This is a genomic window from Modicisalibacter sp. 'Wilcox', assembly GCF_010993675.1.
Lineage (GTDB): Bacteria > Pseudomonadota > Gammaproteobacteria > Pseudomonadales > Halomonadaceae > Modicisalibacter > Modicisalibacter tunisiensis.
The window spans coordinates 57,981-82,647 of the sequence record NZ_WNXF01000006.1 but is presented as its reverse complement, the minus strand read 5'-3'; the positions used below and the strand labels follow the sequence as shown (position 1 = coordinate 82,647).

Sequence of the window (24,667 nt, the reverse complement as noted above, 5' to 3'; positions counted from 1 at the left end):
GTCGCGACAACAAGACAGCGTATCGACCGATGTCGAGCGAACCTGCGGAGACCCGCCCATGAGTCAGCACGCCAACGACTTCGTCCTTGCCGGCCCGCCCCTGGAAGGCGAGGACGACTACGCGTCGATCAATGATGTCTTCGCTGCCTCGGTGACGCGCTTCGCCGAGCGGCCGGCCTTTAGTTGCATGGGCCGAACCCTGAGCTATCGCGAGCTCGATCGCCTCTCGGCCGACTTCGCCGCCTGGCTCCAGCACGAGACGGACCTGGCGCCGGGGGACCGCATCGCCATCCAGCTGCCCAACGTGCTGCAGTTTCCGGTGGCGGTGTTCGGCGCGCTGCGAGCGGGGCTGGTGGTGGTCAACACCAACCCGCTCTATACCGAGCGCGAGATGCGCCATCAGTTCACCGATTCCGGTGCCCGGGGGATCGTCATCCTCGCCAACATGGCCGCCAAGCTCGAGTCCATCCTCGCCGATACCGAGATCCGCCACGTGGTCGTGACCCAGCTGGGCGACCTGCACGGCTTTCCGCGGCGGCCGCTGATCAATCTGGCCGTGCGGCACGTCAAGAAGCTGGTACCGCGCTACCATCTGCCGGATGCCCTGACGTTGCGCGATGTGCTGGGCCGCGGCGCGCGGCAGTCGCACCGGCCGGTGGCGCGCCGGCGCGACGACATTGCCGCCCTGCAGTACACCGGCGGCACCACCGGCACCGCCAAGGGCACCATGCTGACCCACGGCAACCTGGTGGCGAACATGCTTCAGGCGCGCGCGGTGATCAGCGATGTGCTGGGCGAGGGGTGCGAGACGGTCATCGCACCGCTGCCCGTCTACCATATCTACACCTTCACGGTGAATTGCCTGTTCATGATGGAGACCGGCAACCACAGCGTGCTGATTCCCAACCCGCGGGACATCGCCGGCTTCGTCAGGACGCTCAAGTCGCAGCCCTTCACCGGCTTCGTCGGCCTCAACACGCTGTTCAATGCGCTGTGCCAGCGCGAGGATTTCCGTGCCCTGGACTTCTCCGAGCTCAAGCTGACCATCTCCGGCGGCATGGCGCTGACCCGGGCGGTCGCCCAGCGCTGGGAGGCGGTCACCGGCTGCCCGGTGGCCGAGGGCTACGGCATGACCGAGACCTCGCCGATCGTCTCCTTCAACCCGCCGGCGGCCATCCAGCTGGGCACGATCGGCAAGCCGGTACCGGGCACCGCGGTCAAGGTGATCGACCCCGACGGCGTCAGCCTGCCGCGCGGCGAGCCCGGCGAGCTGTGCGTGCAGGGGCCGCAGGTGATGAAGGGCTACTGGAATCGACCGGAGGACACCGCGCGTACCCTGGATGCACAGGGCTGGGTGCGCACCGGGGATATCGCCGTGTTGCAGGAGGACGGCTATATCCGCATCGTCGATCGCAAGAAGGACATGATCATCGTCTCCGGTTTCAACGTCTATCCCAACGAGATCGAGGATGTGGTCGCCGGCCATCCCGAGGTGATCGAGGTGGCGGCGGTCGGCGTCCCCGACGACGCCACGGGCGAGGCGATCAAGCTGTTCGTGGTCGCGCGCGGGGAAACGCTCGATGCCGAGACGCTGCGCACCTGGTGCAAGCGGGAGCTCACCGCCTACAAGGTGCCCCGGTTCATCGAGTTTCGCGACGAGTTGCCCAAGACCAACGTCGGCAAGGTGCTGCGCCGCCGGCTGCGCGATGACGACGAGCGCGCGGCGCCTACCTGAGGGCCGCTCGCGACGGTATTGAAACCGTGCCTCGATGCCACCAGTGTCGACAGGGTGGGGGTGATGTCCGCCCCCGGCGACGAGTCAAGGAGTGACCGATGCGTATCGAGACGATCAAGTCAGAAGGCGTGGCCCATCTGTCGTACATGGTGATCGACGGCAATGCGGCCGCGGTGATCGACCCCCGCCGGGACATCGATGTCTATCTTCGGGTGGCCCGGCAGGAAGGTGCCAACATCACCCATGTCTTCGAGACCCACCGCAACGAGGATTACGTGGTGGGCTCGCGCAGCCTCGCCACCGTGACCGGGGCCGAGGTCTTCCACGGCCGGGGCGGCCAGGTGGAGCATGCCCGGCCGGTCGCCGACGGCGAGTGCTTCGCTATCGGCAAGGCCCGGCTCACGGTGCTGGAGACCCCGGGTCACACCTTCGACAGCATTTCCCTGGCCCTGGCCGACACGAACTTCGCTGACACGCCGGTCGCGGTGTTCACGGGAGATACGCTGTTCATCGGCGATGTGGGTCGCACCGACTTCTACCCGGATCGTCGCGAGGAGATGGCGGAAAAGCTCTACGACAGTCTCTTCGACAAGCTGCTGCCGCTGGGCGATGGAGTCCAGGTCTATCCCGCGCATGGGGCGGGGTCGGTGTGCGGCAGCGGCATGGCCGATCGCGAGTTCTCCACCCTGGGCTACGAGCGACGCTTCAATCCCCGGCTGCAGCTCGAGCGGGAGGCGTTCATTCGCGCCAAGAGCCAGGAGCACCATTACCAGCCGCCGTATTTCCGGCGCATGGAGACGCTCAACGACCGGGGCGTCGAGCCCGATGCGCTGCCGCGGCCGCGCGCCCTGCCGCCCGGCGCCTTCGCCGAGCGCCGTGACGACGGCATGACGGTGCTCGACCTGCGCACGCCCGAGGCGTTCTGCGGGGCGCACATCCCCGGCAGCCTGTCCATGCCCACGGCGGTTGCGCCGGGCTACATCGGCTGGCTGGTCGACCACGAGACGCCGCTGGGGCTGGTCCTGGATGACGACGCCGATGTCGAGGAGGCGCTGCGCGAGCTGTATCGGCTGGGCTACGACCGGGTCGAGGCCTATCTGACGCCGGGCATGACGGCCTGGGAGGCGAGTGGCGCCGACTACGGCGTGGTGCCCACCGTCTCGGCCGCGACGCTCAAGCAGCGCTACGCCCAGGGTGATGAGTTCGTGCTGCTCGACGTGCGGGCGATCGACGAGTACCAGGCCGGCCACCTGCCCGATGCCACGCACGTCTATCTCGGTTATCTGCCCGACCGGCTGGATGAGCTGCCGCGGGACAAGCCGATCGTGACCTTCTGCGGCAGCGGCAAGCGGGCGGCGGTCGCCGCCTCCCTGCTGAAGCGTCACGGCTTCACACGGGTGGAAAACTGCCTGGGCTCCATGGCGGCCTGCCAGGCGGTGGGGTGCCGGATTGTCGATTGACCCCGGACATCCCCGACCGTGAGGGATATAATGACTGGCTTGCCCCGAGGTTTCTCGGGGCAAGTCGCGTCGTGATCCACTCGATGAGGTTGCCTTGAGTACCACCACCTCCGACCCCGCACTCTCCCGTGAACAGGCCCTGATCACCCGCCAGCGCGCGCTGGACGGTGCGCTGCTCAGCGATGCCCACCGCCTGGGCCGGCGCCTCGAGGGGCTGACCCGGCGCGCCCGTGACGGCAAGCCGATCGACCGCGCCCTGCGCGAGATCGATGCCCGGCTGGCCGAGTCCCGGGCGCGGCTGGAACGGCGTCGCGCGCTGCCGGTGACGCTGGACTATCCTCCCGCGCTGCCGGTGGCGGAGAAGCGCGAGGATATCCTGGCGGCGCTGCGCGAGCATCCGGTGGTGGTGGTGGCCGGCGAGACCGGCTCGGGCAAGACCACCCAGCTGCCCAAGCTGTGCCTGGAGCTGGGGCTGGGGCGGCGCGGGCTGATCGGCCACACCCAGCCGCGGCGGCTGGCAGCGCGCTCGGTGGCCTCGCGACTGGCCGAGGAGCTGGCGGTGCCGCTGGGCGAGCAGGTCGGCTACCAGGTGCGCTTCACCGACCAGACCAACGAGTCGACCCTGGTCAAGCTGATGACCGACGGCATCCTGCTGGCCGAGACGCAGCACGACCCGGACCTGTCCCGCTACGAGGCGATCATCATCGACGAGGCGCACGAACGCAGCCTCAACATCGACTTCCTGCTCGGCTACCTCAAGCGGCTGACCGCGCGGCGGCCCGATCTGAAGATCATCATCACCTCGGCGACCATCGACGTCGATCGCTTCGCCCGGCATTTCGCCCGCGACGACGGCACGCCGGCGCCGGTGGTGCAGGTTTCCGGGCGCACCTACCCGGTCGAGGTGCGCTATCGCCCGCTGGTACGCGAGGAGGACGACGAGGAGGATCGCACCCTGCAGGAGGGCATCCTGCACGCGGTGGAGGAGATCGAGGCCGTCGAGCGCGAGCAGCGCTGGTACAGCGGCCCGCGCGACGTGCTGATCTTCCTGCCCGGCGAGCGCGAGATCCGCGAGACCGCCGACACCCTGCGCCGCGCCGACCTGCGGGGCACCGAGATCCTGCCGCTCTACGCGCGGCTGTCCAATGCCGAGCAGAACCGGGTCTTCCAGCCCCACACCGGGCGGCGCATCGTGCTCGCCACCAACGTGGCCGAGACCTCGCTGACCGTGCCCGGCATTCGTTACGTGATCGACCCGGGGCTGGTGCGCATCAGCCGCTACAGCTACCGTGCCAAGGTACAGCGCCTGCCCGTCGAGCCGGTCAGCCAGGCCAGCGCCGACCAGCGCAAGGGGCGCTGCGGGCGTATCGCCGAGGGCGTGTGCATCCGCCTGTACAGCGAGGAGGACTACCTCGGGCGCCCCGCCTACACCGAGCCGGAGATCCAGCGCACCAACCTGGCCTCGGTGATCCTGTCGATGCTGTCGCTCAAGCTGGGCGACATCGAGGCGTTTCCCTTCGTCGACGCCCCGGACTCCCGCTTCATCAAGGACGGGTTCCGGCTGCTCTTCGAGCTCGGCGCGGTCGATACGAATAACCGCCTGACCCGGATGGGCCGCCGCCTGGCCCGCCTGCCGATCGATCCGCGCCTGGCACGCATGGTGCTGGCCGGCGCCGAGCAGGCGTGCCTGCGTGACGTGCTGGTGGTGGTCAGCGCCCTGGCGATCCAGGACCCGCGCGAGCGCCCGGCGGACAAGCGCCAGGCCGCCGATCAGAAGCACCAGCAGTGGAACGATGTGGATTCGGATTTCATCGCCTGGCTCAACCTGTGGCACGGCTTCGAGGCGGCCCGCGAGTCGCTTTCCGGCAACCGGCTGCGTCGCTGGTGCCGCGACAATTACCTGAGCTACCTGCGCCTGCGCGAGTGGCACGACACCTTCCGCCAGCTGCGCCAGCTGCTGCGTGACATGGACATCAGCGTGCCGGCCGCCGGCCAGCTGCCGGCACGCGTGCCGGGCGATGAGGCCGGGGTGGACCGCGAGGCCCACCGCCATGCCTATGCGACGATTCACCAGGCGCTGCTCGCCGGGCTGCTGTCGAACCTCGGCCAGCTCGTCGAGAATCGCGAGTACCTCGGCGCGCGCAACCGCAAGTTCGTGATCCACCCCGGCTCGGGGCTGGCCAGGAAGTCGCCCAAGTGGGTGATGGCCGGCGAGCTGGTCGAGACCTCGCGGCTGTTCGCCCGCGATGTCGCCCGCATCCAGCCGGAGTGGATCGAGCCGCTGGCCGGCCACCTGGTCAAGCGCCACTACAGCGAACCGCACTGGGAGATGAAGCGCGCCCAGGTGGTGGCCTTCGAGCAGGTCACGCTGTTCGGGCTGCCGATCGTCAACCGGCGCAAGGTGCATTACGGCCCCATCGCCCCGGCGCAGGCCCGCGAGCTGTTCATCCGCCGGGCTCTGGTCGAGGGGGAGTATCGCACCGGGGCCGCGTTCTTCGCCCACAATCGGGCGCTGATCGACGAGGTCGAGGATCTGGAGGCCAGGGCGCGAAAGCGTGATATCCTTGTCGATGAGGAAACGCTGTTCGATTTCTACGATCAGCGGCTGCCGGAGGACATCGTCAACGGCAAGGGCTTCGAGCACTGGCGGCGCCAGGCGGAGCGGGACGACCCGAACGTGCTCAAGCTCGACAAGGCCGCGCTGATGGCGCGGGAAGCCGATGAGGTCAATGCCGCGCAGTATCCGGACACCCTGACGCTGGGCGGGGTCAGTTACCCGCTCGGCTATCACTTCGCACCGGGGGCCGAGGACGATGGGGTGACGCTGACCGTCCCGGCGGCGATGCTCTCGCAGCTTCCCTGCCATCGGCTGGAATGGCTGGTGCCGGGGCTGCTTCGCGAGAAGTGCATCGCGCTGCTCAAGTCGCTGCCCAAGTCGGTGCGCCGCCAGGTGGTGCCGATTCCCGACTGGGTCGATGCGGCACTGGAGTCGCTGACGCCCGACGACATCCCGCTGACCGAGGCGCTCGGTGAGTTCCTGCGCGTCAAGACCGGCCTGCGCCTGGCTCCCGACGACTGGCGGACCGATCAGCTCGAGCCGCACCTGATCATGAACCTGCGCGTGGTCGACCACGAAGGGCGGGTGCTGGGGCAGGGTCGGGACCTGCCGGCCCTCGAGAAGCGCTTCGCCGAGGCGGCGACGGCCGGCGCCCGGGCGCTGGATGTCGCCGGCGACACCGCGGAGACGCTGGAGGATCTGCCCGAGACGCCGCTGGCCGAGTCGCGCACCACCACCCAGGCGGGCATCCGGGTCGCGGCCTACCCGGCGCTGGTCGAGCGCCGCGACGCGGCGCTGGCCGTCGAGCTGTTCGAGCACCCCGACAAGGCCCGCGAGGCGCACCGGCAGGGCGTCAAGCGCCTGGCCATGCAGCGCCTGCCGAATCAGGTCAAGGCCCTGCGCCAGCTGCCGGGGATCGAGCGCTGCGCGCTGCTGTTCGCCAAGGTCGGCAGCAAGCGCCAGTTCGTCGACGATGTGGTGGAGGCCGTCTTCCTGCACGAGATCGCCGTCGATCCGCTGCCGCGCTCCCGGGAGGCGCTGGCGGCGCGGATCGACGAACGCCGTGCCGGCCTGGTGGCGTACGGCGAGTCGCTGCTGCCGATCGTCCAGCGGGCGCTGGAGGGCCATCTGGCGGTGACCAAGGCGATGAAGGGCAATCTCAGCCTGTCCCTGGCGCTGGTCTACAACGACCTCAAGGCGCAGCTGCAGCGGCTGGTGCATCCCGGCTTCATCAGCGAAGCGGGGGAGTGGATCGCCGAGTATCCGCGCTACATGGAAGCGGCCGCCATCCGTCTGGAGAAGGCGCCGCGGGAGCGCATGCGTGACCAGATGCTGATGCAGGAGGTCCAGGATTTCGAATCGCGCCTGACCCAGCGCCGCGAGGCCGAGCGGCGCGGCGGCCACGAGGACCCGGCGCTGCTCGAGTTTCGCTGGTGGATCGAGGAGCTGCGCGTGTCGCTGTTCGCCCAGCAGCTGGGTACGCGCATGCCGGTATCCGTCAAGCGGCTCGAGCGTCACTGGGCCGAGATCACCGGAAAGCGCCCGGGCTGAGCGGGTGCTTCCAGAGCGGCGCAGTGCCGTCGCGAGGAGACCACAATGACACAAGTCGTGATTACCGGTACCGGGCTCTACACGCCGCCGCATGCCATCGGCAACGACGCCCTGGTGGCGGCCTTCAACGCCTGGGTGGACGGCGAGAACGAGCATCATGCCGAGGCCATCGCCCGCGGTGAACGCGAACCGCTGGCGCATTCGAGCAGCGAGTTCATCGTCAAGGCATCGGGCATTCACAGCCGCCACGTAATGGATGCCGAGGGTATCCTCGACCCCGCGCGAATGCGGCCGAAACTGCCCGAGCGCGGTGACGAGGCCCTTTCTCACCAGGCCGAGATGGGCCTGGCGGCGGCGCGCGAGGCGCTGGACCGGGCGCGGGTCGCCGGCGAGGACATCGAGCTGGTGATCGTCGCCTGCTCCAACCTCGAGCGGGCCTATCCCGCCGTCGCGGTGGAGCTGCAGGCGGCGCTGGGGGCCGGGGGGCATGCCTACGACATGAACGTGGCCTGCAGTTCGGCAACCTTCGCCATCGATGCCGCGGCCAATGCCGTGCGCAGCACCGGCGTGCAGCGCGCGCTGGTGGTCAATCCCGAGATCTGCTCGGCGCACCTCAACTTTCGCGACCGTGACAGCCACTTTATCTTCGGTGATGCCGCCACCGCCGTGGTGGTCGAGGCTGATAGCGTCGCCGTGTCGCCGACGCGCTTCGCCATCCTCGGCACCCGGCTGATGACCCGCTACTCCAATGCCATCCGCAACAATGCCGGCTTTCTCAACCGGGTCACCGACAGCGACCCGCTGGCGGCGGACAAGCTGTTCGTCCAGGAGGGCAAGCGCGTCTTCAAGGAGGTTTGCCCGATGGTCGCCGAGCTGATCGCCTCGCACCTGGCGTCGCTCGGGATAAGCGGCGAGGCCCTCTCTCGGCTGTGGCTGCATCAGGCCAATCGACACATGAATGCGCTGATCGCCCGTCGCGTGCTGGGCCGCGAGCCGGCGCCCGAGGAGGCGCCGGTGATCCTCGACCGCTACGCCAACACCAGCTCGGCCGGGTCGATCATCGCCCTGCATCGCCATCACGACGACCTCCCGGATGGCGCGCTGGGGGTGGTGTGTTCCTTCGGAGCCGGATACAGTGCCGGCAGTGTGATATTACGTAAGATAGACGCACGCAAGGTGAACGAATGACACAATGGGGCAAGGGCATGCTGGGGGTGGCAGCGGGACTGATGCTGGCCGGCTGTGCCAGCCAGGGCAACGTCGCCGCCAACCCGCAGGACCCCTGGGAAGGGTTCAACCGCAAGGTCTTCGCCTTCAACCAGGTGCTGGATCGCTATGCGATCAAGCCGGCGGCGCAGGGCTACAACTTCATCACGCCGCAGCCGGTGCAGAAGGGGGTCGGCAACTTCTTCTCCAATCTGGGAGAGGTGAGCACCATCCTCAACAGCGCGCTGCAGTGGAAGTGGGGCAATGCCGGGGTCGCCTCCGGGCGCTTTCTGATGAACACCACCCTGGGGCTGGCCGGTTTTCTCGACCCGGCGACCGACTTCGGGCTGACCGAGCACGAGGAGGACTTCGGCCAGACCCTGGCGGCGTGGGGGGTCGGCGAGGGACCCTACGTGGTGCTGCCGCTGCTGGGCGGACGCACCCTGCGCCATGCCGGTGGCCTGCCGGCGGACTGGTATGTCGACCCCGTGACTTATGTCGAGGAGGACAGCACCCGCTACGGGATCCGCGCGCTCGACGTGATCAACTACCGGGCCAGCGTGCTGGACGAGGAGGCGCTGATTCAGGGTGACCGCTACAGTTTCCTGCGTGATACGTACCTGCAGCGGCGACGCTTCGAGGTCAACGATGGCGAGACCGGCAAGGATCCGTTCGCGACCGACGACTTCGATTTCGAATCCGGTGATTTCGCCGAGTAAGAGTCCGACCCATGGACAAACCGCGCACTTTGATTGGCCTGCTCGACCTGCCGGGTGATGACCGGGATGCGCTGGCCGAGGCTCTCGGCAAGGGGCACCTGGCCGTGGCCGCGGCCGAGCGTCTCGAGGACCTGCCCGAGAGTGTCGAACTGGTCGTCGCGCATGTCCGCGCGGTGCCCAGCCGGCAGTGGACGGCGCTGGCCAGGCGCCACCCCACGGTGGTGGTGACCGAGTCGCGCCTCGACGACGAACTGCTCCACGCCGTGGACTCGGGGCTGGTCGACTACCTCGTCGAGCCGCTGCGTCACGGTGACGTGCTGCGTCGCCTGGTGGCTCGGGCCGTGGAGCACCAGCGGCTGGCCGAGGCCCATGCCCGGGATCGGGCGCGGCTGGTCGAGCTCAACGAGAATCTCGAGACGCATCTGGCCATGCTGCGCCTGGATCAGCAGGCGGGCGGCCATGTCCAGCGCAAGATGCTGCCGCCCACCCCGCTCGTGCTCAACGGCGTGCGCTGCGACTACTGGCTGGAGCCGTCGCTGTATCTGTCGGGCGACTTTCTGGATTTTCTGCGCTTCGATGCGCGCTACAGTGCCTTCTATTTCGCCGATGTGTCGGGGCACGGGGCATCGTCGGCCTTCGTCACGGTGCTGTTGAAGTACCTGTGCAACCGCTGGCTGCAGGAGTGGCACGGCGAGTCGCCCGAGGCCCTGCCGGCCAGCTGGCTGGCGCGCCTCAACCACGAGCTGCTGGACACCGGGATCGGCAAGCATGTGACGCTGTTCGTCGGCGTGCTGGATCGGACCGAGCGCTGCCTGCACTACTCGCTGGGCGCCCAGCTGCCGATGCCGCTGCTCAAGGACGATGACGGGATCACGGTACTCGAGGGGGAGGGCATGCCGGTGGGCTTGTTTCCGGGCCTTGCCTACCCCACCTATCGGCTTGACCTGCCCGCGAACTTCCGCCTCTGGCTGTGTTCGGACGGTGTGCTCGAGTGCCTGCCCGGCGAGACACTCAGCGCCCGGCTCGACGAACTCAAGCGGCGCGTCGCGGCGAGTGACGACATCGAGGGGCTGCGGGCCGGGCTGAACGTGGCCCGGGATGACACGGATGTCGACCACCAGGAAGAGCTCCCCGACGACCTGACCATCATGACGCTGAGCGGTTTCGACCATGACAAGCAATGACGGACGGCTGAAGGCGGCATTCGACGCCGGCGTGTTCGTGCTCAAGCTGTGCGGCGACGTGCGCCTGACACTCTGCGCGACGCTCGACAACGAGGCGCAGCGTCTCGCCAACATGCCGGGGCTGACGGCGGTGATCGTGGACCTGCGCGAGGCGACCAACGTCGATTCGACGGCCCTGGGCTTTCTGGCCAAGGTGGCGCTGGCGGTGAAGGGGCGGCTGAGTCATCCGCCGACCATCGTCGTCGACCACCCCGATGTGCGCCGCATGCTCGACGTCATGGGCTTCTCGCGCTACTTCACCCTGGTCAATGCGCCCATCGCCGAGCCGGGCGGGCTCAACGACCTGCCGGCAGTGGAGGCGGACGAGTCCGGCCTGCAGCAGCGCATCCTGGAGGCCCATCGCATCCTGATGCGCATGAACGAGCACAATCGCGAGGAGTTCAAGCCGCTCGTCGAGCTGCTCGAGACGCAGCAGCAGAACTCGCCCACCGGCTGAGCGGCCAGTTCTGTCTTATCCTGACCGCTGACATCGTCAGTGCAACCGCTTCGTTCTTCGTTGTTGACAGTCCGGTTTCTTGTTTCCCGCCTTGAATCCGGTGCGATGCCGTGTAGGAGCGGGGTATCAGACGGGGGCCGGTTGTGCCTCGTCGTCACATGCCAGCGTTGGTTGGCTCGCGGATCCTGAAGCGTCTGACAGGACCGCTATATCTGATGTGGCCTCGTCGCCAGGGCGTCTAGTGGCGGCACTGGCGAAAACGGTCGTGGCGGAGTCCATGTCAGCCCCCGAATCGGCTGCGGTCGAGTCGGGGGCAAGTCGAAAGCGGGCCACGCTGTCGCGCAGCCGGTCCGCATCGCTCTGCAGGGTCCGGGCGATCTCGCTGGCCTGCAGGGCGCGGCGCCGATTGCCCAGGGTTACGCTTTCCATCTCGGCGACCGCGGTGTTGACCTGCTCGAGGCCGCGGCTCTGCTCGTGTGAGGCATTGGCGATCTCGCCGACAAGTTCGCTGACCTGCCCGATGGCCTCGACGATCGCCTGCATGGTCCGGCCGGCGCGGCCGGCGAGTTGTACCCCGGCTTCGACACGCTGGTCGGAGTCATCGATCAGTTCGCGAACCTGGCTGGCAGCGGTCGCCGAGCGCCCCGCGAGATTGCGGACCTCGCCGGCAACCACCGCGAAGCCGCGCCCTTGTGAGCCGGCCCGGGCCGCTTCCACCGAGGCGTTGAGGGCTAGAATGTTGGTCTGAAAGGCGATGGTGTCGATCAGCGTGACGATCTCGCCGACTCGTCGGGAGCCCTCCTCGATACCGCGCATGGTGTTGGTCATTTCGTCCATGACCCGGCCGCCATCGTACGCCTGGTGCGCCGTGTTGGCGGCCAGGTCGCTGGCACGGTTGGCATTGTCGGCGTTGTGGGCGACAGTCGTGGTCAACTGATCGAGGCTGGTGGCGGTCTCTTCCAGCGAGGTCGCCTGACATTCGGTGTCGTCGGAGAGCTCGGCGTTTCCCTGGGCGAGGTCACGAACCCGTGCATGCACCGCCTCGCCGCTGTTACGGACGCCATTCACCGTCGACGCCAGGTTGTGTCGCAGCTCCTCGAGTCCCAGGAAAAGCCGGCCGATCTCATTGGTCCCGCGTGCCCCGACGGGATGGGAAAGATCGCCGTCGCGCATCTGCGCGAAGTGTACCAGCAGGTCGCGCAGTGGGCGGGTCACGTGACGGGCCACCCAGAACAGCATCAGACCGCCCAGCACCAGGCTGACGAGCAGGGCGCCGGCGATGGCGATGTCGAGCAGCACACTCATGGCGTTGAAGGCACTGACCAGGGCGTTGCCGCGCTGGCGCGAGGTCGTGAAAAAGTCATCGGCGCTGGCCATGAATGCCTGGCTCATCGCGCTGACCCGCGAGCGCCCCGACTGATAACCGCTGACGTCGCTGTCCTCGAGGCTCATCAACTGCAGGGAGAGGCCGGTATTGAGCAGCGACTGGAAACGTTTGGCGAGCGCCTCGGTCGCCTTGGCCTGACCGGGCTGCGGTGGGATGGACTGAAAGTGTTCGAAGGCCTGGCTGGCACCGGTGAGTAGGGTCTTGGCTTGTTCGATGACTGGCCCCGGGCGATCGAAGGAGGGTTTGGCGAGAAGGGCGGCGGCACGATCCATCGCCACCCGGGCGCGCAGCATGTCGATATAGGCCCGGTCCAGCGCGGAGGATTGCTCGACATGAATCTGATCGAGCGTGCCGAAGGTCTGGCGGCTGTAGTGATTAGCGTACAGGCCCAGAGCGCCGACGCTCAGCACCATGAGGCTGAAGACGGCCAGCACGGCCGTCCAGGTCGCGCGGACGGACAGATTATCGAGAGTTTTCATGAATGACCCTTGCGATGATTCGATTTCTTTTCGTGCCGCTCTGGGTGCGGCATCGGGTCGGTTCTAGCAGGGATGTGTTGCAGTTTGGCTAATATGGCAGCATCGCCCTGACAATCGTCCGGGCCTGCTATGATGTGCGCCCGACCCGATTGACTACCGACGTAAGGAAACGTATGTCGCCGATCACCCCACGACGGATTGCCCTGCTGGTGGCGGCCAATACCGCCATTGCGCCGCTGGCGATCGATGCCTACCTTCCCGCCATTCCGGCGCTGGCGAGGACCGTCGATGCCAGCGTGCATCTGACCGAGCTGTCGGTGAGCCTGTTCCTGTTCGGCTTCGCCCTGGGCCAGTTGATCTTCGGGCCGCTGTCGGACCGGCTGGGGCGGCGCCCGGTGCTGCTCGGCGGAGTGGTGGTCTTTCTGCTGACCAGCCTTGCGATCACCCAAGTGAATTCGCTGGAGATGCTCTGGGCGCTGCGTTTCCTTCAGGCACTGGGGGGTGGGGCATCGGTGGTCAACTCGGCGGCGATCGTGCGCGACTGCTTCAGTGGACGCGAGGCGGCCAAGGTTCTGTCGACCATGGTGATGATTTTGATGCTGGCACCCTTGGTGGCGCCGGCACTGGGTAGTGCGCTGCTCTACCTGGCGGACTGGTGGCTGATCTTCGCCTTCCTCGCCGGCTATGCGGGCTTCGTGCTGTGGTTGTTGCACCGCTACCTGCCGGAGACCCATGGCCGTGACCCGGATGCGCCGAACTTCGTGCAAGTGCTCGGCAACTATCGCAGCGTACTCGCCCACCGCGAGGCGATGGGCTACATCTGTGCGGTGTCGATGTCCTTCGCCGGAATGTTCGCCTTCATCACCGGGTCGCCGTTTCTCTACATGGAGTATTTCGATCTGTCACCGGCGGCCTATCCCTTCGTCTTCGGCGCCAACATCCTGGTGATGTCGGCGTCCAATCGCGTCAATATTCGCCTGCTGCGCTATTTCTCGCCACAGAACAATCTGCTCTGGGGGCTGGCGATTCAGTTGGTCATGGGCATCGTCCTGCTGGCGGTCTTCGCGCTCGGCTGGGATTCACTCTACTCGGTGGTACCTTTGCTGGTGGTGTTTGTCGGCATGCAGGGGCTGATCGGTCCCAACGCCATGTCGTCAATGCTCGATCACTTTCCACACATGAGCGCCACGGCGACGGCCATGCAGGGCAGCATCCAGTTCTCCTGCGGCGCGCTGGCCGGGGTGCTGGTGGGGGCCTTCCAGATTCCCAGTGCCTGGCCCATGGTGCTGACCATGGTCGGTGCCTCGGTGATCGGCAACGTCGGAGTGCGCGTACTGTCTGGCCATGCCCTGCGGCAGGCACCGGCATCGCCATGACGCTCAGCGAGTCAGGGGGCGGCGCGATCTGTGTCCGGCCTTTCCTTGACCGTGATGATCTGTCACGCTCCCGACCTGGCTGCTTTCATGGGGCTGGAGGCGCCACCCTGGGGCTGGAGGCGCCGCCCGGTCCTCGCTGCACTGAAGAGCCCGCTGGCCTTGCGTTTCGCCCCGCGGATGGGAGTGAACGATGCTGGCTTCCCGGACAGGCGTTCCACGTCCGTTGGCTGTCACGAAGCTGTCATCTTCCTGCGGCATCTTGTGCAGAGAGAAGGTTGAACACTCTCATCGACAGGAGTTACCCGCATGAACCGCATCCTGAAGACCACTGCCGTTGCCGCCGCCGTGATGGGCGTAGTCGGTGTCGCCCAGGCCCGTGAGCAGCTTCGCATCGTCGGCTCGAGCACGGTCTACCCGTTTGCCAGCTATGTCGTGGAAGAGTTCGGAGCGACCACCGACTACCAAACGCCGGTTATCGAATCCACTGGCTCTGGTGGCGGTTTGAAGCTGTTCTGCGCCGGTGTCGGTGAGGACACTCCGGACATCACCAACGCCTCTCGACCCATGAAGGTCTCCGAGTTCGAGCGCTGCAAGAAGAACGGGGTCACCGATATCACCGAGGCGACTATCGGCTATGACGGTATTGCCTTCGCCGAATCGAGCGACAACGACCCGATCAACCTGACTCGTAAGCAGATCTTCCTGGCGCTTGCCGCCAAGGTGCCGCAGGATGGCAAGCTCGTTGCCAACCCCTACAAGAAGTGGAGCGACATTGATCCGTCGCTGCCGGATCGCGAGATCTCCGTCTATGGACCGCCCACCACTTCCGGGACCCGCGATGCCTTCGAGGAACTGGTGATGGAAGCCGCCTCTGAAGACATGAAGGCCTACGGTGGCAAGGCCTACACTGACATCCGCTCGGATGGTGCCTACATCGACGCTGGAGAGAACGACAACCTGATCGTTCAGCGTCTGGCCGAGGATACCGATGCCTTCGGCATTTTCGGTTACTCTTATCTGGAAGAGAATTCCGACACCCTGACTGGTGCCAGCATCGACGGTGTCGAGCCCACGCCCGAGACGATCAGCTCTGGCGATTATCCGGTGTCGCGTTCGCTGTTCTTCTACATCAAGAACCAGCACGCCGACAGCGTGCCGGCGATGTACGAGTACGCTAACCTGTTCATGAGCGAGAAGATGATCGGGCCGATGGGTTACCTCAAGGGGCTGGGTCTGATCCCGCTGCCGGAAGACATGCGCAAGATGCAGCGCCAGCAGGTAAAGAACCACGAGAAGCTCGAACTGGCCGACCTCAAGTAAGTCAGCGTCGCCCATGAGAAGCGAGGCCGGCGACGAGAGTCGTCGGCCCGTTTGCATACCGAAAGGCCCTCGAGGCCCGGGGCCAAGTGTCATTTGGTTCCGGGGCTGACGGGGCGGGGTCCGTAGCAAGAGACCGATTATGCTGTCCAACCTGACTTTACTGACGTTCTGTGCGGTGCTGGCGGTGCTCGGCCTGATCGCATTCGTCGTGGCGCGCGCCAAGGCTTTGCGCACGCGCCAGGCAGGGGTGGCGATGTATGCCCAGCCCGATCAGTACGCCTGGTTTTCGGTGCTGGCCACGGCCGGCCCGGCCATTCTGGTGGGGGCCGTCGGTGCCTTCGTCATGCTGCTGCTGGGTGCTGAGATACCCACGCCCTACCTGCTTGCCGCAAGCCTGGTGATTGCCGCCATTGGGCTGTTCGTCGGGGTCATGCAGGTGCGTCCCGATTTTCACGCTCGTCAGGCCATCGAGCGGGTGATTCGCCTGGCGCTGGCCTGTGCAGCCCTGGTGTCGATCGTGACTACCTTCGGCATCCTGTTGTCGATCATTTCCGAAGCGATCCGCTTCTTCCAGATGCAGAGCCTCTGGGATTTCCTCACCGGCACCACCTGGGCGCCGGGCGATAGTTTCCTCGCCGCGGCCGGACGCGGCGGCGAGGTGGAGAGCGTTGCCCAGTTCGGCTCGGTGCCGCTGTTCGTAGGCACTTTCATTATTTCGTTGATCGCCATGCTCGTGGCGATACCGGTCGGGCTGCTCGCGGCAATCTACATGGCCGAATTCGCGCCGCCGCGGATCCGTACCCTGGCAAAGCCGGTGCTGGAGGTGCTGGCCGGCATCCCCACGGTGGTCTATGGCTTCTTTGCGGCGATCACCGTGGCGCCGATCATCGTCGACTTCGCCGGCTTCTTCGGCCTCGATGCTTCCTACAATAACGCCCTTGCGCCGGGTGTGGTGATGGGGATCATGATCATTCCCTTCATCTCGTCGCTGTCCGATGACGTGATCAACGCGGTTCCCGACAGCATGCGCGAGGGTTCACTGGCGCTGGGCATGACCAAGAGCGAGACTATCAAGAGTGTGGTGCTGCCCGCGTCGCTGCCGGGCATCATCTCGGCCTCGCTGCTCGCCGTCTCCCGTGCGCTGGGGGAGACGATGATCGTGGTGATGGCTGCCGGCATGCGTCCCAACCTGACCGCCAACCCGCTCGAAGACATGACCACGGTGACCGTGCGTATCGTCGCTGCGTTGACCGGCGACCAGGAGTTCGAAAGCGCCGAGACATTGTCCGCCTTTGCCCTGGGGCTGGTGCTGTTTGTGGTCACCTTGGCCCTCAACATGGTGTCGGTACTGATGATTCGCCGCTTCCGCGAAAAGTACCGCACCAACACTCTGTGATACGACGAGGTTCGTTACACTCATGAGCCAATCCTTCGACGAGATCACCGCCCAGCTCAGGCGGCGACATCGGCGCTCGGCCAACCTCAAGCGGATGTCGATGGGCGCGCTGATCCTCGCTGCGGCCTTCCTGGTGGTGTTCATTGGCGACATGCTGGTCAAGGGGCTGCCCGCCTTCCAGCAGGCCCAGATTCAGATCGAGGTGAACTACAGTGAGCAGGCCCGGGAGATTCCGCCTGCGGCGGTGGGCGACGACGTGCGCTCGCTGGTCAGCCGTGGCTACCTGCGCCTGATTCCATCACGGATGGAAGAAAATCCAGAGCTGCTCGGCACGCAGCGTATGGAGTGGGTGATCGCCGACAGCACTGTCGATCAGTATCTAAAGGGGCACAATTCGGAACTTCGTCCCAAGGAGAAGCGCGTCGTCGATCGACTGGTCGAGCAGGGGCGTGCCGAGCTGCGCTTCAATACTACCTTCTTCACCACAGGTGACTCGCGGATGCCCGAAATGGCGGGGATCGCCGCGGCAGCGATGGGCACGGTGATGACGCTGATCGTGACCATGGCTGTGTGTTTCCCGGTCGGAGTGATGACCGCGGTCTATCTCGAGGAGTTCGCACCCGACAACCATCTTACCCAGATCATCGAGATCAACATCAACAACCTGGCCGCGGTCCCGTCGATTCTCTTCGGTCTTCTGGGGCTGGCGGTCTACATCAACTTCTTCGGCGTGCCGCGCTCCTCGCCGCTGGTGGGTGGCCTGACGCTGGCGTTGATGACGCTGCCGGTGATCATCATCGCCACCCGCACGGCGCTACGCAGTGTGCCGGATGGCATCCGCCAGGCCGCCTTCGGTGTGGGCTGTTCACGCTGGCAGGTAGTGCGCGATCATGTCCTGCCGCTGTCGCTGCCGGGCATCCTGACCGGGTCGATCATCGGCATGGCCCAGGCGATGGGCGAGACCGCACCACTGATCATTGTCGGTATGGTGGCCTTCATTCCCGATGTCTCGGCCTCGTTTACCAACGCCGCCACGGTGATGCCGGCGCAAGTCTTCACGTGGGCGGGCGACCCGAGCCCCGCCTTCGTCGAGAAGACCGCCGGCGGCATTCTGGTCCTCCTCGCGGTGCTGATCACGCTCAATGCCACTGCAGTGTTGCTGCGCAAGAAATTCGAACGTCGCTGGTAAGCCGGCGACTATCTCGAGGACACGATTCATGCTCAACGAACAGACTACCCAGGCGAAGGGGCAGGCCATCGACGTGCCAACGGGCGATTCCACAAGGACTCACGCACCCCAGGCGGGGCAGCCGGGCGAGCCGGTCAATCGCAACAAGGAGGCTAACCACGAGTTGAGCATTCGCGTGCGCGATCTCAATCTCTGGTACGGCGAGCATCAGGCGCTGAAGAACATCAACATCGACATCTATCAGAAGAACGTCACTGCGCTGATCGGCCCCTCGGGCTGTGGCAAGTCGACCTTCCTGCGTTGCCTCAACCGCATGAATGACCTGATCAAGAGCGTGCGCATCCAGGGGCTGGTGGAGATGGACGGCCGCGATGTCAACGAGACAAAGATGGACGAGGTGGCCCTGCGCCGCAGGGTGGGCATGGTCTTTCAGAAGCCCAACCCGTTCCCAAAGTCGATCTACGAGAATATCGCCTACGCGCCGCGCATGCATGATCTGGTTGGGCGCAAGGCCGAACAGGACGAGCTGGTCGAGCGCGCACTGCGAGACGCTGGGCTATGGAACGAGGTCAAGGACAAGCTGCACCAGCCGGGCACCTCGCTCTCGGGCGGTCAGCAGCAGCGTCTGTGTATCGCCCGGGCGATTGCCGTGCAACCCGACGTGATCCTGATGGATGAACCGACTTCGGCGCTCGATCCGATCTCGACGGCGACCATCGAAGACCTGATGGACAAGCTCAAGCAGCAGTTCACCATCGTCACGGTCACGCATAACATGCAGCAGGCCGCCCGCGTTGCGGACTACACAGCGTTCTTCCATCTTGGCGAGCTGATCGAGTACAACGATACGCGGGTGATGTTCTCCAATCCACACATCAGGAAGACCGAGGACTACATCACCGGCCGTTACGGCTGATCGCAAGCCTGCCCGCGGCAGGCCTTGAACCCTCGCGGGAGGGCATGCTAAACCTATCGCCCGGGAGATGGCATGCCTCCCGGCGGCACGGTGTTTCCGGCCCGCCAAACCACCGTACTCACGGTTAATGATGCCTGCGAGGCGCCCGGGTGGCGCAGCAGGCGTCGTGCGTTCTGATCCTGTGCGTCTCGCGTTCTTGATTATGTTCGGCAACAGGACAGGGTCCTTCCTCATGTGGTTATCGATCATCGCCATCGGCAGTGGCGCGGCGCTGGGGGCCAACCTGCGCTGGCTGCTCGGCCTGTGGCTCAATGCACTGTTTCCCTCGCTGCCGCCCGGCACCCTGGTGGCCAACTGGCTCGGTGCCTGGCTGATCGGCGTGGCCATCGCGTTGTTCGGCCAGCTGCCGCTGGCGCCGGAATGGCGGCTCTTCGTGGTCACCGGCTTTCTCGGCGCGCTGACCACCTTCTCGACCTTTTCCGCGGAGATGCTTTCCGCCCTGCAGGGCGGGCGCTGGAGCCTGGCGCTGACCGGCATCGTGCTGCATGTCGGCGGTTCGCTGGCCATGACTGCCGTGGGCATGGCGACCTTTCAACTGATGCGCAACCTGGCGGGGGCAATACGATGACAGCCTGGCAGCAGGGATTCGAGGTGATCTTCATGGCGCCGGAGTCGCGTCGTCATCACGGCCGTTCGGCGCTGGAGGCGGTGATCGACGAGGCGCACGGGCTGGGTATCACTCGGCTGACGCGGCGCGCCGGCGAGATGAGCGCGGGCGAGGACGGGCATCGCCATTCGGCACACTTCTTCGAGCTGGCCGATCGCCCGGAGGAGGTGATGTTCGTGCTCGAGCCCGGCATGGCCGACCGGCTGGTCGAGGCGGTGGCGGCGGCCGGCATCCCGGTGTTCTGTCTGCGCCGGCCGGTCGAGTTCGCGCATCCGGGCCACTGAGCGGCGGCTCAGTCGAGCCGTTCGATGGCCACGGCGGTGGCCTCGCCGCCGCCGATGCACAGGCTGGCGATGCCCCGCCGGCCGCCGCGCCGGCGCAGGGCGTTGAGCAGCGTGACGAGGATCCGCGAGCCGCTCGAGCCGATCGGATGGCCCTGGGCGCAGGCACCGCCGAACACATTGACTCGCTCGTGGGGCAGGTTCAGTTCGTCCATGGCGATCAGCGTCACCACCGCGAAGGCCTCGTTGATTTCGAAGAGGTCGACGTCGTCGACGTGCCAGTCGAGTCGCTCGAGCAGCTTGCCGACGGCGCCGACGGGCGCCAGGGTAAACTCGCTCGGGTGGCGGGAATGCGTGGCGTGGCCGAGTATCCGCGCCTGGGGTGTCAGGCCGCGCGCCTCGGCGGCATCGCGACGGGCGAGCAGCAGTGCCGAGGCACCGTCCGAGATGGAGCTGGCATTGGCGGCGGTGATGGTCCCGTGTTCGCCGAAGGCCGGTCGCAAGGAACGAATGCGCTCCAGCTTGGCACTGAAGGGCTGCTCGTCCTGCTCGACCCGGCTCGTTCCCTGCCGGGAGGTCACGCTCACCGGCACGATCTCGTCGGCGAGTTCGCCATGCCGGTCGGCGGCCATGGCGCGCTCCAGGGAAGCGATGGCGAAGTCGTCCATGCGCTCGCGGGAGTAGCCGCGGTCATCGGCCACCTGCTGGGCGAAGGCGCCCATCAGCCGGCCGCTCTCGGCATCCTCCAGGCCGTCGAGGAACAGGTGATCCTTGAGCGCACCGTGGCCCAGCCGGTAGCCGGCGCGGGCGCCGGGCAGCAGGTGCGGGGCGTTGGACATCGACTCCATGCCCCCGGCGACCACCAGCGAGCCGCTGCCGGCGCGCAGGAGGTCGTGGGCCAGCATGGCCGCCTTCATGCCCGAGCCGCACAGCTTGTTGACGGTGGTCGCCCCGCAGGCGTCGGGCACGCCCGCGCGGCGCAGGGCCTGACGCGCCGGCCCCTGGCCGAGCCCGGCAGGCAGCACGCAGCCCATCAGGCCCTCGTCGATCTCGCCGGGCTCGACCCCGGCGCGCTCGATGGCACCGCGCACGGCGACGGCGCCCAGTTCCGGGGCACTGATGCTTGACAGGCTCCCCAGCAGGCTGCCCATGGGGGTTCTGGCTCCCGAGAGGATGACGATCTCGTCTGCGGCGTTCATGGGCGGTCTCCGAGGCTGGGCGGCGGGTTGGGGCAGGGTGCCGCGCGTTGACCCGCTTCGGCCCCTGTGGTTTGCTCGGACGAAACCAAGCAAGCGCTCGTTCAGGAATGACTCTAGAAAACGCCTCGCCGCGCCGCAAGGAGCTGGTCGGCATCGCGGCTCGTCTTTTCGTCGAGACGGGCTTCGATCGCACCACGGTGCGCATGCTGGCCCAGGCGATGGGCATCAAGTCCGGCAGCCTGTTCCATCACTTCCGTGACAAGCAGGAGATCCTCTGTGCGGTGATCGAGGAGGGCACGCAACGGGCTCTGGCCATCGCCCGGCGGGAACTGGCGGAGGCCGACCCCCGGCCGCGGGCACGCCTGCATGCCATGGCCCGCGCCCACCTGGAAACCCTGCTCAGCGATCGCAACGCGCATGTGGCCGCCCTCTACGAGTGGCGGCGTCTCGATGCGGCCTCGCGGGAGCGGCTGGTGCCGCTGCGTGATGCCTACGAACGGCTCTGGGAGCAGGTGATCGACGAGGCGATCGCCGCCGGGATCGTCACGGGGGATGCCTTTCTGGTGCGCCGTTTCGTGCTGGGGGCACTCAACTGGACGGTACGCTGGTACAACCCCTTGGACACGGTCGGCGAGGGCGGGCGCACCTCGGAAGATCTGGCGCGGGCGCTGGTGGCCATGATCACGCGCGAGTGACGGGCGGGCCATCCCGGGCTAGCTTCATTCTCAGGGCGACAGGTTCAGGGCCACAGGGGAGAGCGGCGATGCAGATACGTGACCGGCAGTTCCTGGTGACCGGTGCGGCGTCCGGGCTGGGCGCGGCCACCGCCGAACGGCTGGTGGCGGGTGGCGCCCGGGTGGTGATGAGCGACCGCAGCGAGGCGGTGAACGATCGGGCGGCCTCGCTCGGCGCGCGTGCCGAGGCGGTGTGCGGTGACATCCTCGATGCGGCGGCCATGCAGGCGGCGGTGGACCGGGCCGTGGCCCGGGGCGGGCTGCACGGGCTCGTGCACTGTGCGGGGGTGGTCAGCGTCGCCAAGCTGCTCGACCGGGACGGCAATCCGGGCTCGCTGGATGACTTCGCGCGCACGGTGGCGATCAACCTGACCGGCACCTTCAACGTCGTGCGGCTGGCGGCGGCGGCCATGGCCCGCAACGCGCCCGAGGGCGAGGACGGCGAGCGTGGTGTGGTGATCACCACGGCGTCGATCGCCGCCTTCGACGGTCAGGTGGGGCAGGCGGCCTACAGTGCCTCCAAGGCCGGCGTGGCGGGGATGACCCTGCCGCTGGCACGCGAGCTGTCGCGCTACGGCGTGCGCGTGCTGAGCATCGCCCCGGGCGTGTTCGAGACGCCGATGATGCAGGGCATCCCCGATGACGCGGTGGCCTCGCTGTCGGCGGCGGTGCCGTTTCCCAAACGGCTGGGGCGCGCCGCGGAGTATGCGGCGCTGGTGGAGCAGGGCATCACCAACGTCATGCTCAACGGCGAGACGATTCGGCTCGACGGCGGCATCCGCATGAGCTGATTCCGTCATGTTGCTTGCGGAAACGATGCTTCCCGAAATTGAAACGAACGCTTGACTTTGTGCAGGTGCAGCTCTAGTTTCAAACGACTGTTTTAGTGCGGCCGCTGTACGGTCGTTACCCAGTCATTCGAGGAGAGCCCAGGATGCCCGATTATCAGGCCCCGCTGCGCGACCTGCGCTTCGTCATGAACGAGGTGCTCGATTACCCCGGCCACTATGCGCGTCTGCCCGGCGGCGAGGAGGCGACGCCCGATATCGTCGCGGCGATTCTCGAGGAGGGTGGGCGCTTTGCCCGCGAGGTACTGTTGCCGCTGAACCAGAGCGGGGATCAGGAAGGCTGTCGGCTGGAAGGCGGCGAGGTGAAGACGCCGCGGGGCTTCAAGGACGCCTACGCCCGGTACGTCGAGGGGGGCTGGCCGGGGCTGTCCGCGGCGGTCGAGCACGGCGGCCAGGGGCTGCCGGCATCGCTGGGTCTCGCCCTGTCGGAGATGATCTGCTCGAGCAACCTGGCCTGGGGCATGTATCCGGGGCTGTCCCACGGTGCGGCGGATGCGCTGCGCCATCACGGCACCGAGGCGCAGAAGGCCACTTACCTGAGCAAGCTGGTCGAAGGCGTGTGGACGGGGACCATGTGCCTGACCGAACCGCACTGCGGGACCGATCTGGGGCTGATCAAGAGCCGCGCCGTTCCCGAGGGCGACGATGGTTACCGGATTACCGGCACCAAGATCTTCATCTCCGCCGGCGAGCACGACCTGGCCGAGAATATCGTGCATCTGGTACTGGCCAAGCTGCCCGATGCCCCCGAGGGCTCCCGCGGCATCTCACTGTTCGTGGTGCCCAAGTATTTGCCCGACGCCGACGGCAACCCGGGCGAGCGCAATGGTGTGAGCTGCGGCTCGCTCGAGCACAAGATGGGGATTCACGGCAACGCCACCTGCGTGATGAACTTCGATGATGCGAGGGGCTATCTGGTGGGGCCGCCGCACAAGGGCCTGGCGTGCATGTTCACCATGATGAACGAGGCGCGCATCGGCGTGGGCATCCAGGGGCTGGGGCTGATGGAGGCGAGCTACCAGAACTCGCTGGCCTACGCGCGTGAACGTCTGCAGATGCGTGCGTTGTCCGGAACCAGGGCCGCCGACAAACCGGCGGACCCGATCATCGTGCACCCCGATGTCCGGCGCATGCTCCTGACCCAGAAGGCCCTGGCCGAGGGCGGTCGCCTGCTGGTGATGTACACCGGCCAGCTGGTCGACATCGCCGGCCATGCCGCGGATGCCGAGGAGCGCGACCGCGCCGAGACGCTGCTCGGTCTGTTGACGCCGATCGTCAAGGCCTTCCTCACCGAGCTGGGCTTCGAGGCGACCAACGAGGGGCTGCAGGTCTTCGGCGGCCATGGCTTCATCCAGGAGTGGGGGATGGAGCAGTTCGTCCGCGATGCCCGCATCACCCGTCTCTATGAAGGCACCACCGGCATCCAGGCACTCGATCTGCTGGGCCGCAAGGTGCTGATGAACCAGGGCGAGACGCTCAAGCTCTTCACCCGGGAGATTCACAAGTTCTGCCAGGCGAACGCCGAGAACGCGGAACTCGAGCCCTTCATCGAGCCGCTGGCGCGTCTCAATGCCGAATGGGGCGAGCTGACCCTGGCGGTGGGCATGAAGGCGATGAACGACCGCGAGGAGGTGGGCGCGGCGAGTGTCGACTACCTGCTCTATTCCGGCTATGTCACCCTGGCCTACCTGTGGGCGCGCGCCGTGGCGACCGCCGAGCGGGCGCTGGCGGAGGGCACCGAGGACGCGGCCTTCTATCGCGCCAAGCGGGCGACCGCCGACTTTTACTATCAGCGCCTGCTGCCGCGGACTCGCGCGCATGCGGCGATGATTCGCGCCGGCGGCGAGTCGCTGATGGCACTGGACGAGGATGACTTCGCACGCGGCTTCGCGATCTGAGTAAGCGTCGCCTCGAGTGACACTGCGCTATCGCCCCACGCCGTTTGATGCCGGCGTGGGGCTGTCGTG

19 protein-coding genes and 1 riboswitch are annotated in these 24,667 nt (G+C 66.7%); of the genes, 17 read left to right on the top strand and 2 right to left on the bottom strand.

Annotated elements, in window-relative coordinates:
* Nucleotides 1–58: 58 nt before the first annotated feature.
* The 7 genes from G7A98_RS07425 to G7A98_RS07395 all read left to right on the top strand — a co-directional run bounded on the left by G7A98_RS07425 (nucleotide 59) and on the right by G7A98_RS07395 (nucleotide 10,908).
* Entirely contained in the window at nucleotides 59–1,735 is a 1,677-nt protein-coding gene (locus tag G7A98_RS07425; protein WP_163649000.1) for an AMP-binding protein, read from the top strand.
* Between the two features lie 98 nt (nucleotides 1,736–1,833).
* Complete coding sequence (locus G7A98_RS07420) at nucleotides 1,834–3,195, top strand: MBL fold metallo-hydrolase (protein WP_163648999.1); 1,362 nt, start codon at nucleotides 1,834–1,836, stop codon at nucleotides 3,193–3,195.
* Between the two features lie 139 nt (nucleotides 3,196–3,334).
* Entirely contained in the window at nucleotides 3,335–7,303 is a 3,969-nt protein-coding gene (gene hrpA / locus G7A98_RS07415; RefSeq protein WP_240464705.1) for an ATP-dependent RNA helicase HrpA, read from the top strand.
* Nucleotides 7,304–7,348: 45 nt separating this feature from the next.
* Nucleotides 7,349–8,491 (top strand): beta-ketoacyl-ACP synthase III, encoded by a 1,143-nt coding sequence (locus G7A98_RS07410; protein WP_163648997.1) that lies wholly within the window; start codon nucleotides 7,349–7,351, stop codon nucleotides 8,489–8,491.
* Nucleotides 8,488–9,228, top strand: coding sequence for a VacJ family lipoprotein (locus tag G7A98_RS07405; protein WP_163648996.1), 741 nt, complete (start codon nucleotides 8,488–8,490; stop codon nucleotides 9,226–9,228). The genes G7A98_RS07410 and G7A98_RS07405 overlap by 4 nt, the downstream gene beginning before the upstream one ends.
* Nucleotides 9,229–9,239: 11 nt before the next feature.
* A complete protein-coding gene (locus tag G7A98_RS07400; protein WP_163648995.1) occupies nucleotides 9,240–10,412 on the top strand; it encodes a PP2C family protein-serine/threonine phosphatase in 1,173 nt (390 codons plus the stop codon).
* Complete coding sequence (locus G7A98_RS07395; RefSeq protein WP_163648994.1) at nucleotides 10,399–10,908, top strand: STAS domain-containing protein; 510 nt, start codon at nucleotides 10,399–10,401, stop codon at nucleotides 10,906–10,908. The genes G7A98_RS07400 and G7A98_RS07395 overlap by 14 nt, the downstream gene beginning before the upstream one ends.
* Nucleotides 10,909–11,034: 126 nt before the next feature.
* Here the strand turns inward: G7A98_RS07395 and G7A98_RS07390 are convergent, their stop codons facing one another.
* Entirely contained in the window at nucleotides 11,035–12,774 is a 1,740-nt protein-coding gene (locus G7A98_RS07390; RefSeq protein ID WP_163648993.1) for a methyl-accepting chemotaxis protein, read from the bottom strand.
* Nucleotides 12,775–12,947: 173 nt separating this feature from the next.
* Between G7A98_RS07390 and G7A98_RS07385 the strand changes: the two genes are divergently transcribed.
* From G7A98_RS07385 to G7A98_RS07355, 7 genes are all read left to right on the top strand, one after another.
* A complete protein-coding gene (locus G7A98_RS07385; protein WP_163648992.1) occupies nucleotides 12,948–14,150 on the top strand; it encodes a Bcr/CflA family multidrug efflux MFS transporter in 1,203 nt (400 codons plus the stop codon).
* Between the two features lie 306 nt (nucleotides 14,151–14,456).
* Nucleotides 14,457–15,470 carry a PstS family phosphate ABC transporter substrate-binding protein gene (locus G7A98_RS07380; RefSeq protein WP_163648991.1) on the top strand — a complete coding sequence of 338 codons (1,014 nt, stop codon included), beginning with the start codon at nucleotides 14,457–14,459 and terminating at the stop codon, nucleotides 15,468–15,470.
* Nucleotides 15,471–15,609: 139 nt separating this feature from the next.
* The gene (gene pstC, locus G7A98_RS07375; protein ID WP_163648990.1) at nucleotides 15,610–16,866 is read left to right on the top strand and encodes a phosphate ABC transporter permease subunit PstC; all 1,257 of its coding nucleotides are present in this window, start codon (nucleotides 15,610–15,612) and stop codon (nucleotides 16,864–16,866) included.
* Nucleotides 16,867–16,888: 22 nt separating this feature from the next.
* Nucleotides 16,889–18,055, top strand: a complete 1,167-nt coding sequence (gene pstA / locus G7A98_RS07370; protein ID WP_163648989.1) for a phosphate ABC transporter permease PstA — start codon at nucleotides 16,889–16,891, stop codon at nucleotides 18,053–18,055.
* A 28-nt stretch (nucleotides 18,056–18,083) separates the two neighbouring features.
* Complete coding sequence (gene pstB / locus G7A98_RS07365) at nucleotides 18,084–18,971, top strand: phosphate ABC transporter ATP-binding protein PstB (RefSeq protein WP_224414635.1); 888 nt, start codon at nucleotides 18,084–18,086, stop codon at nucleotides 18,969–18,971.
* Nucleotides 18,972–19,025: 54 nt separating this feature from the next.
* A riboswitch (Fluoride riboswitch) is annotated at nucleotides 19,026–19,115 on the top strand.
* A gap of 88 nt (nucleotides 19,116–19,203) precedes the next feature.
* Complete coding sequence (crcB, locus tag G7A98_RS07360; protein ID WP_163648988.1) at nucleotides 19,204–19,599, top strand: fluoride efflux transporter CrcB; 396 nt, start codon at nucleotides 19,204–19,206, stop codon at nucleotides 19,597–19,599.
* Complete coding sequence (locus G7A98_RS07355; protein WP_163648987.1) at nucleotides 19,596–19,922, top strand: DUF190 domain-containing protein; 327 nt, start codon at nucleotides 19,596–19,598, stop codon at nucleotides 19,920–19,922. Before crcB ends, G7A98_RS07355 begins: the two co-directional genes overlap by 4 nt.
* Nucleotides 19,923–19,930: 8 nt before the next feature.
* Here G7A98_RS07355 and G7A98_RS07350 read toward each other — a convergent pair whose 3' ends face one another.
* The gene (locus G7A98_RS07350) at nucleotides 19,931–21,118 is read right to left on the bottom strand and encodes an acetyl-CoA C-acyltransferase (protein WP_163648986.1); all 1,188 of its coding nucleotides are present in this window, start codon (nucleotides 21,116–21,118) and stop codon (nucleotides 19,931–19,933) included.
* Between the two features lie 107 nt (nucleotides 21,119–21,225).
* On the opposite strand from G7A98_RS07350, the gene G7A98_RS07345 reads away from it, so the two are divergent.
* From G7A98_RS07345 to G7A98_RS07335, 3 genes are all read left to right on the top strand, one after another.
* Nucleotides 21,226–21,813, top strand: a complete 588-nt coding sequence (locus tag G7A98_RS07345) for a TetR/AcrR family transcriptional regulator (RefSeq protein ID WP_163648985.1) — start codon at nucleotides 21,226–21,228, stop codon at nucleotides 21,811–21,813.
* 68 nt (nucleotides 21,814–21,881) lie between these two features.
* The gene (locus tag G7A98_RS07340) at nucleotides 21,882–22,643 is read left to right on the top strand and encodes an SDR family NAD(P)-dependent oxidoreductase (RefSeq protein WP_163648984.1); all 762 of its coding nucleotides are present in this window, start codon (nucleotides 21,882–21,884) and stop codon (nucleotides 22,641–22,643) included.
* Between the two features lie 143 nt (nucleotides 22,644–22,786).
* A complete protein-coding gene (locus G7A98_RS07335) occupies nucleotides 22,787–24,598 on the top strand; it encodes an acyl-CoA dehydrogenase C-terminal domain-containing protein (protein WP_163648983.1) in 1,812 nt (603 codons plus the stop codon).
* Nucleotides 24,599–24,667: the final 69 nt, after the last annotated feature.